This is a genomic window from Flagellimonas sp. L-11, assembly GCF_056857735.1.
Map to the genome: position 1 here is coordinate 1 of NZ_JBSXNR010000009.1, position 12204 is coordinate 12204.

The 12204-nt window shown below is 43.5% G+C and carries 9 protein-coding genes; 1 reads left to right on the forward strand and 8 read right to left on the reverse strand.

Going from position 1 to position 12204, the window contains the following annotated elements:
• From AC13CC_RS00205 to AC13CC_RS00230, 6 genes are all read right to left on the reverse strand, one after another.
• A partial coding sequence (locus AC13CC_RS00205) for an FAD-binding protein (RefSeq protein WP_482875589.1) occupies positions 1 to 375 on the reverse strand: 375 nt, incomplete at its 3' end.
• Positions 376 to 544: 169 nt separating this feature from the next.
• Positions 545 to 2119 carry a RagB/SusD family nutrient uptake outer membrane protein gene (locus tag AC13CC_RS00210; protein WP_326280362.1) on the reverse strand — a complete coding sequence of 525 codons (1575 nt, stop codon included), beginning with the start codon at positions 2117 to 2119 and terminating at the stop codon, positions 545 to 547.
• Positions 2120 to 2136: 17 nt separating this feature from the next.
• Complete coding sequence (locus AC13CC_RS00215; RefSeq protein ID WP_326280364.1) at positions 2137 to 5511, reverse strand: TonB-dependent receptor; 3375 nt, start codon at positions 5509 to 5511, stop codon at positions 2137 to 2139.
• Positions 5512 to 5654: 143 nt separating this feature from the next.
• The gene (locus tag AC13CC_RS00220) at positions 5655 to 6599 is read right to left on the reverse strand and encodes a FecR family protein (protein ID WP_326280366.1); all 945 of its coding nucleotides are present in this window, start codon (positions 6597 to 6599) and stop codon (positions 5655 to 5657) included.
• Between the two features lie 69 nt (positions 6600 to 6668).
• Positions 6669 to 7250: an RNA polymerase sigma-70 factor gene (locus tag AC13CC_RS00225; protein WP_326280368.1), complete on the reverse strand. Its 582-nt coding sequence runs from the start codon at positions 7248 to 7250 to the stop codon at positions 6669 to 6671.
• A gap of 399 nt (positions 7251 to 7649) precedes the next feature.
• Complete coding sequence (locus AC13CC_RS00230; protein ID WP_482875587.1) at positions 7650 to 8837, reverse strand: GAF domain-containing sensor histidine kinase; 1188 nt, start codon at positions 8835 to 8837, stop codon at positions 7650 to 7652.
• Positions 8838 to 9277: 440 nt separating this feature from the next.
• On the opposite strand from AC13CC_RS00230, the gene AC13CC_RS00235 reads away from it, so the two are divergent.
• On the forward strand, positions 9278 to 10810 hold the full coding sequence (locus AC13CC_RS00235) for a sensor histidine kinase (protein WP_326280373.1): 1533 nt from the start codon (positions 9278 to 9280) through the stop codon (positions 10808 to 10810).
• Between the two features lie 198 nt (positions 10811 to 11008).
• On the opposite strand, the gene AC13CC_RS00240 is transcribed toward AC13CC_RS00235, so the two are convergent.
• Positions 11009 to 11389 (reverse strand): response regulator, encoded by a 381-nt coding sequence (locus tag AC13CC_RS00240; RefSeq protein WP_326280375.1) that lies wholly within the window; start codon positions 11387 to 11389, stop codon positions 11009 to 11011.
• Positions 11361 to 12204, reverse strand: an 844-nt coding sequence (locus tag AC13CC_RS00245; protein ID WP_482875588.1) for a PAS domain S-box protein, incomplete at its 5' end; no start/stop codon positions are given. The genes AC13CC_RS00245 and AC13CC_RS00240, both read right to left, overlap by 29 nt.

Genomic DNA, 12204 nt, shown 5'->3' on the forward strand with positions numbered 1-12204 from the left:
GAAGTCCTTCGGGCCGAAACGCAGGGAGATCCTTCCCCAGTGGTTGGTCCTCCCCCCCAGCATCCGCGAGCGGAACCAATCGAATCGGGTGTCCTCCCCTTGGGTGTAGGGCTCCCCCTCGATGTCCCAGCCGCCGTAGGCGGCATCAAAATCCCCGAAGGGACGGAATCGCGTGCTCTTGCCGCGCCTGGGGCTCTGGTAGGGCCATTTCAACTGGGTCTGGTGCTCCGGCATGGCCGGGTCGAAGAAGGGACCGGCCTCGACCACAGCGACCTTCAGGCCGGCCTCCGACAAAACTTTGGCCGACATACCGCCTCCTGCTCCCGAGCCTACTATGATAGCATCGTAAACAGTGCTGTTCTCTATAATCTGCATGGATATATGTTTGGTTTTTATGGGTAAATGAATCAAGTTTAACGGACAACCATTGCGCTGTGTTGACATAAACATGTCATGCAAGGGATTGCCCCAAACATCTTGAATGATAAAATTGAGGCCCATCATCCATAAAGGATTCCATGGGCCCCATACATCTTACATATTTTTAATAGCCATTATTATCGGTACCCAGACTAGGGTTACGTTGAAGCTCAGGTCCTGGCAAAGGCAACAACATGTGTTTTTCTTCAATTTGTTTGCCTCTTTCCGTGGTATGTCCTACTGCATTTACAAAGGATATACTGCCCGGTGCATCGGCTACCGGAAACTGACCTGTGCGAACAATATCGAACCAGGTTTTGAATTCGAAGACCAATTCTTTGTGTCTTTCTTTCCACACCTCCTGTACAAAAGCTTCCGTTCCCAAACCGGCAAGGTCCGCTTCGACAGTGGCCAAATCGGATTGCCAATACGCCCTAGAGCGCACTTGGGCCAAATAGTTGATGGCATCTGAAGTTACCCCACTGGATCTTGCAATGGCCTCGGCAGCAATCAAAAGCACATCGGCATAACCGTAAACCGCAAAATCCTTTCCAGACATTGCCGTTTCAAATACCGCTGTATCATCATGCCATATATAAGGTGCTGTTGAAAAGGTCTGACCTGTACCTTCAAAACTGGAATGGAAAAACTGCTTTTCCTGAATCCGAAGGTCATTATCAGGGTCATAGAGGTCCAAAAATCCTTCTGAAGGCAAATACCCCCCATTGGTAATATCATAAAGAACTTCTGAAGCAAGTGCCACGGGATAGGAATATCTTGGATAAACCGAAGTAGCTATCTCTGGATCATATTCTTTTATATAAATATGCTCCACTGCTGATGCATCCCCTTTTCTGATCTTGTTGTATGCTGAGTTTTCTGGATCGATTACTCCCGGAGATACTTCATCATGCTGTACCAAACCATAGGAACCGTAGGTCCCGTTGATGATTTCCTGGGATAATGCCGCTGCATCGGCGTAACGATCGGCATTTAAAGGGTTTCCGCTCATGGTCAGGTAAACATCGGCCAATAAGGTTGCCACTGCCCCAGCAGTAACACGTTTGCCATTGTCCACCATACTTACCGTTGGCAGTCCACCTTCGAGGGCATCCTTTAAATCCTGCTCTATCAAAGCATATATATCGGCTATCGGGCTTCTTTCAAGATAGAGGTTCTCCAAAGATTCATAGGGCTCCGTCGTCAATGGAACCGGACCGAACCATCTTACCAAATAATAGTAGGAAAATGCCCTGAAAAATTTGGCCTCGGCCAACAACTGGGCTCTTTCGGAATCGCTCAGTTCGGGTGTTTCCGGTATGTATTTGATAGCGTTGTTTGCTCTGGAAATTCCTAAATAGAGCTCTCTCCATCTGTCCTGCAAATAACCTCCGATATTATCGCCGTTCAAAGTGAGTTCCTGTGTATTGCTCACGTGCAGCTCTTGACCTGCATACTCATTATAGAAATAGCCGGACATGTATCCGCCCAACATTAGGGGGGTTCCGCTATAAACTCCACCATCGGTCATATTTGGAGCACCTGTTCTATATAATGAATTTACTGCACTATATGCTTGATCTGGTTCTGAAAAGAACTGGTTGGAATCAAGTTCGGCAAGAGGTTGTTCTTCCAAAAAGTCCGAACAAGACCCTAATACAATTATTCCGATTAGAAAAACTATATACTTAATTTTCATGATATTTTTTTTATGTATTAAAATTTGAGGCTACATCCGATGGTAAAAGTCCTAGGCTTGGGGTATTGGAAGAAGAAAATGTTCTGTCCCCATTGATTTCCGCCCCAAGAAGTTGCTTCGGGATCGTACCCTTGAAAGTCTTTGGAATGGATTACAAAGGCATTTTCCAAACTGGCATAAACTCTCAAACGGTTCAAGCCCATCAAATCCAAGAACTGCTGGTTAAAATTGTAGCCCAAGGAGAATAGGTTTCCTCTGATGTAGGAGCCATCCACGACCCATCTGCTGTCTACCTGGCTGTTCTGTCCTGCATAGGCTTGGTTCCTGATTTCCTGTACCATGGTGTTCTGGTTATCCTCGGTCCATCCATCGTAAAGTATGGTGGAGAGCCCATTTGCAATACCGGAGCGGTCTTCGGTAGAGTGATAGAATTGTTGCATGATCTCTACCCCTGCCACAAATTGGATATCAGCGGTGAAGTCAAAATTCTTATAGCGGAAGGTGTTTATGAAACTTCCTGTAATATCCGGCAGGCCTTTTCCAAGAATTTTCTTTTCTGCTGATCGTTTGGCCTCTCCTGGAACAGCACCGACCTCGGCAGCTTCTGCAGCTTCGTCCGTTCCCCATGTGCCTAAACGCTCGTATCCCCAGAAAGAGCTCAAAGATTCTCCAACTCGAAGAATGGTCTGGCTACCGGATACCCAGAATGGCCCGGGTTCGATGTCTTCATCGTTTTCGCCCAAACTTTCGATTCTGTTCTTGTTATAGTTCATGTTGAAGGAGGTCTCCCAACCGAAATCGGCTTTACGGATAATCTCTCCCGTAATCATGGCCTCGATACCCTTGTTGGAAACGGAGCCGATATTGTCCCTTACCGAAGTAAATCCAGAAGTATAGGGCACTGGTCTATCCAATAAAAGATCTTTTGTCAACTTATCGTAGTAATCGAACTCCAAACGCAACCTATAATCAAAGGCGGCAAGATCCAATCCAATATCAAACTGACTGGTTTTTTCCCATTCCAATCCTGGGTTTGCCAAACGGTTTACGGAGCTTGAGCTAACCCTTGTGCCATTTAACAGTACCGTTCCCGAAGAAACAGTTGCCAATGAGCTGTAGGGGGCGATTTCCGTGTTGCCCGTAATACCGTAGCTACCACGTAGCTTAAGTCGGTTGATTGCGGTTACGTCTTCCATAAAGGCTTCTTCACTGATGTTCCAACCAGCACCTATGGATGGGAAGAATCCGTATTTATTGTCCTCACCAAATCTTGAGGAGCCATCTGCCCTTCCTGTCAAAGTCAGCAAATATTTACTCTTATAGGAATAGCTGGCACGAACAAAATAGGAATTAAGTGCCCATTCGTTGGTGGTAGATTCCGGTGCACTTGGATTACTTGCTGACCCGATATTGTTGTAGCGGAAAAAATCGTCGCTAAACCCTCTGGCAAAAATGTTGGAAGATTCGTAAGTGCGTTCTTGCCAACTCAAACCTAACATGGCATTGATGCTGTGGTCACCAAAGTCCTGATTGTAGGTAAGATAGTTTTCTTGCTGCCAGTAGGTACTTTTTTCATTAAAAATACGGGCAAAACCATTGGGTGCCGAAATATTTACCAAATCTCGTGGCGAGTACTCTTTTTTGTTCCTGATATTTTTATCGAAACCGAATTGCGTTCTAAATTCCAGACCTGGCAAAATATTGAAATTGGCATAGAAATTCCCGAAAAGTTGGTTTCTTTCCCAGAACCTTTCCTGTGTCTCCAATACGTGAACCGGATTGGACATGGACTCCAAGTTATAGGCATCGCTGATCATTTGGCTATTGCTCCACGTTCCATCGGGAAATTTTACCGGGAAAATCGGGGGCATTTCAATCATGGTCCTTCTTGGTGTCTGGCCACCACCGCCCTCTTCAAATTCGGTGTCCTTAACATCGTTCACCATAAGGTTAACACCCAATTTTAGCCAATCTTTTGGAGTAACGTCATAAGCGATTTTTCCGCTGATCCTATCCAATTCATTGTTCAGCATTATTCCTTCTATATGGGAATAATTCAAAAATACCCCTATGGATGATTTTTCACTCCCTTGCTGAATGGACAATTGGTGATTGTTGGAATAGGCAGTACGCGTGGCTTCATCTTGCCAGTCGGTATCATAAAGCGGGTTTCCTTGTGCATCGAACAAATTTGGGTCATTGGTCGTAAATACGGGGGCTGGGTCGCCAGGACGGTACTTTGGAGTATTCTCCATACCTGTACGAACTACTTCCAACCACTCTTCCGCGTTCAGCAAATCCATCTTCTTGCGGATGCTTCCCACGCTCAAGAAACCATCATAACCAATTGAGATTTTTTCATCTTTTGAGCCTCTTTTGGTGGTGATCAAAACCACGCCATTGGCACCCCTTGCCCCATATATTGCAGCGGATGATGCATCTTTCAATACCTCCATGCGTTCAATATCGTTGGGGTTTATGAATTGGATGTCGTCCATTACCACACCATCCACAACATATAAGGGGTCTGTTGATGAATTGATGGTACCCACACCACGAATCACTATTCTAGGGGATCCTGTTGGAGAACCGGAGTTTAAAAACACGTTTACACCGGCCACTTTGCCCCTCATCCCTTGGAGGGGATTGCTTACTGGAGCTTTTAAGAGGGTCTCGCTATCCACGGCCCCAACGGCTCCGGTGAGGTCGGATTTTTTCTGGGTACCATAACCTACAACGACAACCTCTTCCAAGGCGGCCACATTCTCTTTTAGAACAACATCTATGGTCTGTTGGTCGCCCACTTCGATTTCTTGGGTTACAAAGCCTATGTAGCTGAACATAAGAACATCCCCGGTATCTGCCATGATGCTGTAATTACCATCAAAATCGGTAGTAGTACCCTTGGAGGTCCCCTTTACCAAAATAGATACTCCCGGAATAGGGGTGCCCGCATTGTCCGTGATCTTTCCATTAACGGTAAACTGCACCGTAGTCCTGATAAGTTCATTGATCCTATCGGGGCTCAAGGCTGTCGGCATTTTATCGACATGCTTGTTTAAAAGACGCTCTATTTTGTTTTTAATTTCGGGGTTGTCTTTTGGAAAAAGAATGATTTGATCTCTAACAAAGCTAAAGGCGATATCGGATTCCGAGAACAGCTCGTTCAATACGGCATCCAATGTCTTATTCTCTACTTTGAGCGATTTTTTGGAATACACATCTACAATACTGTTGTTGTAGAAAAAGCTGTAATCGCTCTTGCGTTCAATTTCGTTCAATATCCTCTTTAATCTCACATTATTTGCCTCTAACGAAATACTTTGGGCATTTGCCTCAGAAGCAAATAACTTGGCCAGGGTAAGTGCCACTAAGATTAAATAGATTTTCATTATCCTAATAATTGGGACCTTTGGTAAAAAAAGTTCCTTTTTTTCCATAATTTTGATGAGTTTACGATGTTTAATTACATTTCTATGTGATTGAATAATTATTGAGCAGGGGGGTGCGGGAACACCCTCCTCTCTTTTTTGGGTCATTTCTTCATATAAAGTGTTATTTGGTTATTTTTCATTTGATACAGTATCGGTGAGGAAACTTCAAAAAGATCCAATATTTGTTCTATACCAAGGTTATCGAACTCCCCTGTATATTTATAGTCCATTATGCCCGGTGACTCAACGGATATGTCAACTTTGTACTTTCTTTTTAGATCGCTTATTACCTGGCGTATCGGTGTCTCATCATAAATAAGTTTGCCCTGGCGCCATGCGGTCAGGTTTTCGGTCTGTACATTATCTATAATGAGTTTATCGGCATCTTTGACATAAGTGGCCCGTTGGGACGGGTTCAACACCACTGTTTTTTGGTCCCGTTCCTCAACAACCTTCACCTTACCGGAGATCAAGGTTGTTTCCACATTGAGGTCTTCCGGGTACGATTTCACATTGAAGACCGTTCCCAGGACCTGGATCTTCATCCCATTTCCCGTGGCAACCATAAAGGGCTTTTTGGGATTGTGGGACACATCGAAAAATGCCTCGCCCTTTAAAACGACCTCTCTTGATTTCCCGGAAAACTCCTTGGGATAAGACAATGTGGTGTTGGCATTAAGGGTCACTTTGGTACCGTCGGACAGCACGATCGTTCTATTCTCGCCAATTGAGGTTTCCATGGTAATCCGGGGGCTGTCCTGTATTTCGGTTTGGCCGCTAGGCAAGGTCAATGTATATGCGAGGGAAAAAATCAGGACTGCACAAGCTGCGTACCCTACATATTTAAACCATTTGGTATAAATCTTTTTTGGACTGCCGGAATTGCCATGACCACTTTGTTTTAGTGATTTGGCCACATGCTTTGCCTTTAAAATATGGTAGCGTTGTTGTTGTTTTGGGTTTTTGAGCAACCACTTGACAACTTCTTGCTTTCTTTCATTGGCCAGACGGCCTTCGACCAATGCAATAATATCCTTTTTGTTCATTGTATTCAGGAACAGTATTCATTAGCAAGACGTAAAAAAAGGAAACATCCCCTAGTCCGGAGGCAAAAATTAAAAAAACAGGGTGGGCAAATACTCGCCCAAAGCCGCTCTAAGCTGTCGCAAGGCCCTGGCTATGTGGTTTTCAACCGTTTTTGGGGAAATTTCCATTTCTTTGGAAATTTCTCGGTGGCAGAGTCCTTCCATGCGACTTTTCTTGAAGACCTTTTTGCACTTTTCAGGTAGTTCATCTATGGCCCCATCAACGAGGGCCTGTAACTCTTTTGCCAAAATGGACGAGGCCATATCATCGGCCAAAGCGCCATGGTTCAACCAAAACTCCTGTTGTTCGGCCGACAGATCCTTGGTAAGCTTATTCTTTCTTGTCCGTAGATAGTCCAAGCAGGCGTTTCGGGTCATACTGTAGATATAGCCCGTGAAATTTGAGTTGATCTGCAAAGTTTCCCATTTCTCCCATAGTTTGATAAAGACATCGTGAACGATTTCCTCGGCATCTTCCCGGGAAGGGATATAACTCTTTACGATCACAACAAGCTTGGGCCTATAGAACTCGTACATCATACTGAAATCCTCCTCTGTGCCATTATCGGAAAGAGCGTTGATTTTGAGGTTATGCAAATGTTCTGGCTTCATTTATTGGGAAATGCAAATATTTGACCCTGCAATTTACAAATTTCGGATTAACGGCAAATTTTCATTCGCCCCTATTTTATCAAACCATAAGAATACGGTCCATTAGCAGGGTTGATACTGTTGGGGAACTCAGGGAACTTGGAACAATAAAGAAATTTTGTTCAAGGGGCTGCCCTGATTACGGCTAACGAGGAAAAAGTATTGGATTTCAAATTTGAACGGACCGACCGATCCATGATCCAATCAGTAAGCTCACATACAACTTTTGTCCGGTCCAAACCAAAACAGCCTTGGGCACCAACCGGACCCAAAAAAAGGATTGGGAAAAATCATAAAAAATCTTTGGCCCGAATTTCTTCCAAGGCCATGGTTCAAGGTGGCACTTCCCTGTTTTTAGGGTTATGGGACAATAGGTATTTCCACAGTGGCAGTTGTTCCCTTATCTTCTTGCGAGGCAATATCGAGCCTGCCCCCGATACTGCCGACCATATCGGTCACAAGCCTAATGCCGAAACCATACCCCTTTTCACCACTTGTCCCCTTATCTTCCCCTAAATCCGACTTTGTCAGTTTTTGGAGTTTATCTTTTGAAATGCCTTTTCCATTATCCTCCACCGCTATCTGCAGCAATAAGGTTTCTTCCTTTTGTATTATGTCAAGCCTTACCTTTATTTCCCCTTTTGGTGCCGTGAATTTTATGGAATTGGCGATAAGGTTCCCAACAATGGGGAGCAGTTTTCTTCTTGAAAATTTATAATGGTTTTTTGATTCGTTTGAAATAAACTCAAGGTTTATATGCTTGTTGAGGGCCGGCAGCACATAAAGATCGTGAAGGTGCCTTTCCAATTCTAAGAGGTTAAAATAATTTTCTTTCTGTTGGGCTTTTTGCTTGTCCAATATATCATCTGTAAAATCCATGAGTTTGGAAGCCGAGCCCTTTATCATTTCCATGTACATCCCAAACTCCCCATGATCAAGGGTTTCATTTTCGGCGCTCACGGCAAGTCCAAGAATACCGCCAACGGGCCCTCTAACGTCGTGTGCCATTTGATTGCGCTGAACAATGGCCTTGTCAAGTTGTTCTTGCAGCACATCCAATTTCATTTTGTACTCGAGCCTCCTTACGACCTCGTCGGCAACCAACCTTAACAATTTTTTCTTCTCAGGGGGGATTTTCTTCTCTTTATAATCCACTACGCAAAGCGCTCCGATATTCTCGCCTGTTTGCGTTTTAAGTGGAATCCCCAGATAGTATTTGAGTCCTTCACTGCCCTTGACAAAAGGTTTGTCACTGAACCGTTCGTCTTCATCAAGACGTGGAATCTCCATTAATTGCCCGGCACGAACCGTATACTGACAAACAGACTCCTCACGGTCAATTTGCATAAATTCCGAAGAGTTTGATGTTACCGTCCATTGGGAGTAATTATCGATTAAGTTAATCAAGGACAACTCTGTATCGGCTATATTGGCAGCCAACTGGACCAAGCCTTCAAATTCGTTCTGAAGATTCCTATAATCGAGGTCAAATTCGTTCAGTTTTTTAATCCGTTCATATTCTGCCTTCTTACGCTCAAACTCATCCATCAGCCAATTTTTTATTTGCCTGGCAAAAATAAATCAAAAGATGTTGTACTCCAATCAAATATGTACTAAGCTTGAATTAAATGTAGAGGTCGCCCGGTAATTGTTCGGTTGGGGAAATCATCCCTTGGAAACCAAGCCCTATTCACAATCCAAGACAGCTGTTGGTGGTTGCCCCAATGCATTGGTTCCCGACCAATAAAAGACCATTTTGTGTATGGACAGAAAGGGTGTTGTGATTTTACCCAAAGTAGAAAAAAGCTATCGTGGACAGATTTGCCCACTGCTTGAAGTTTCCGTTATCCGCTCTATGGCCACAGGGTCGATAAAGTTGGATTCTTGCTATTTGTGCCAAAAAATATATATATTGGATTCCTTTAAACCAAAGAACACCTTTTTTGGCCTGCCAACAAATATGTGCTCAACCAACAGCTTAACCAAACATGGACATTCTTGATTTTAAGTATCTGGAAAACATTATCTTCACTTCTGTCTTTAGTGTCTTTGGTATATATCACCTGCTTTCTTTTTTCGTGTTAAAGTATAAGGTTTTGCTCTATTACTTTATACTCATCTTTGGGTTGACCCTACACTGGAGCCTATATTTTTTTTTAGATGGATCTTTTGGCGGTACGGCCTCCATAATAGCCGATAAGGCTTCCCTTACCACGGCCATGATCTCGACTTTGGGGTTATTGCTCTTTACAAAAAATTACCTCAGTATAGAGCAGGGTGCCTTTCCCAAACTATACAGGGCCTATACGGTATTAATAGGGATTGTTGGCAGCCTCCCGGTTTTGCATATCACAAATAATCTGACAACTGGGATCGAGTGGTTGAATGATTTCTTTGTACTGTTCGCCGCCATTATGTCCCTGGCTTCGATGTTCCTGAACATATTTTCAGGTTTTCGGTTGTTCCATGCCCATAAATTGAACCGGTACTATCTGTATTCTTACACCCCCTTGCTACTGGCAGCAATATTGTACATAGGCGCTTGGTTTTTCAAAAGATATTTTGATTTTTATACTTATCCGATCATTCTTATGACTTCAATCCTAGTAACTGTCCAGTTAATCCTTTTTTCGTTGATCATTGGGTTTAAGTATAAAGCTATTGAGTCTGAACATTTGAATTTACAGCTTAATGCGAACCAAATGCTGAAAAATGAAGTCGACAAGCAAACAAAAAACCTCCAACTCGCCAAAAAAGCACTGGAAGATCAAAACGAGGAACTCGAAAAGGTCAATCAACTCAAAAATAAACTGTTCTCGCTACTTACCCATGATGTAAGGGCGCCCCTGAACAATTTCATTGCTATTATTGAATTGATCCAATCCAATTTAACCGATAGGGAACTACAACCCATTTTGGAAAATTTGAAGAATGAAATTTCCGATAAGGTCTCCATGGTCAATGGCTTACTTCAATGGTCCCATAAACAACTGGATGGCATGGAATTGGATAAAAGTCTATGTGAGCTAAAGTCCATTTTCAGCGCCATAAGGCACGAGTTTGCACGAATGGCCAGAGATAAGGATATTGACATTGAGCTACAGGTTTTGCATCCTACACTTTTAATGGATGTGAACATGCTCAAAGTGGTTCTCCGCAATTTGGTTTCCAACGCCATTAAATTTACCCGGAACGGCCAAAAGGTGATCTTATGGTCACAAAGCAATGCCACCTGCGTTGAAATCGGTGTGCGGGATTTTGGCATAGGAATGCAGAATGACTGGTTCGAGCGACTTGGGCATGATGACCGACCGGAAACAAGAACAGGGACACAGGGAGAAAAAGGCACTGGCTTTGGCTTGGTCATTGCAAAGGATTTTGTTGAAATGAACGGGGGTATACTGATCTGTGAAAGCGAAATAGGCAAAGGCACCAACTTTATATTGCGATTTAAGGATACTGCCATTGGAAATGTGCAGGACAGGAAAGTACCCGGCCCCGATACCGGAAAGGGGGAATAGCATGTTTGCCAATGGCAGCCTTTTTATTATAGGCTATATCCCGGCTCCAATATATGTATTGGGCATCCAACAAATCATATAATCAAAATGTACCCTTAAGGCCTATGGACACCTTATGGTGCAATCATTAAAGGTGCCGGCACACCCTCCCTTTTAAAAAAAGTATTCACCCCTGGGTGTCCTTTACATCAGATATTGTCAGGAAACGATGTCGCTCACCACATCAAAGTTCAGTGGCTTTTGCAGATAATCCTTTATCAATCCATAGGTCCTTGCAGTTTCCATATCGCTCGGATCGGTGGAAGAGGAAACAATAAATACGGATATTGATTCGGCCTTGACCCAATCGCTTTGCTCTATGGCATCCATAAACTCCCATCCGTTCATCTCCGGCATGTTAATATCCAGCAAAATGGTATAATGGCCCTTCTCGTTAAAATTATCCTGTAAAAAATCCAAGGCCGTCCTGGCATTGGAAAACTCTATTACCTTGAGGTCTGGAGAAACCTTTTTTATCAATTTTGATGATACCCAGTTAAAGGTTGGGTCATCATCTACCAGTATTATTGTTTTTTCCATGTTCGAAATTACTCAAATTCATCATAGTTTTGGTTTCAGCAACAATATTTTGGATAATTTTATCCAGTTCACCGCCCGATATTTTTATTTTCTCTAACAGATCAGGAAAATCATGGGGTTCCACACAGTCCTGTTCCAGTACATGGATTACCGATAATATGCGTGCCAAAGGTGCCCTGACCACGTGCGATTGTGTCCATGCGATCTCTCTCAGCTTTTTGTTCTGGGACTCAACGGTGCTCACATATTCCTGCTTTTCGGTAATGTCGCTTGCCAGTATCAATCGTACTTTTCTTCCCTCGTATTCGATATCATTGCTATAGATTTCAACACAAATGGTCTCACCTGATTTTAAGGTATGGTAAAACACCCCGGCATAACTGTCCCGGTCTTCTCTTTTGCGTTCTTCCAAACTTTTTTCCAAAAACTCCATGTGGTTTTTTGGCCTTATGTCCTTAATTGTCATGTTCTTGAACTCCTCCAATGTATAGCCATATTTATCAACGGCCGCCTTGTTGACATTCAAAAAACGGAGGGTTGATGGGTCGAAAATCCACATGGGCTGGGGACTGAAATCAAACAGGTCCTGATATATCTTTTTGTTTTTGTTCAATTTGGCGATGTAACTCTTCCGCTCTAGGGCATAGATAATGGACTTGTAAATGATCTCGGGGCTGATCTCGTCCTTGATCAAAAAATCCGACACCCCTTTGGACAATATCTTTCTGGCCAGTTCAATATCCGAGTAGCCCGTTAGGATGATGATAGGAATATTGCCACTGACCTCTTGGACCTTTTCCACCAATTGCTCCCCT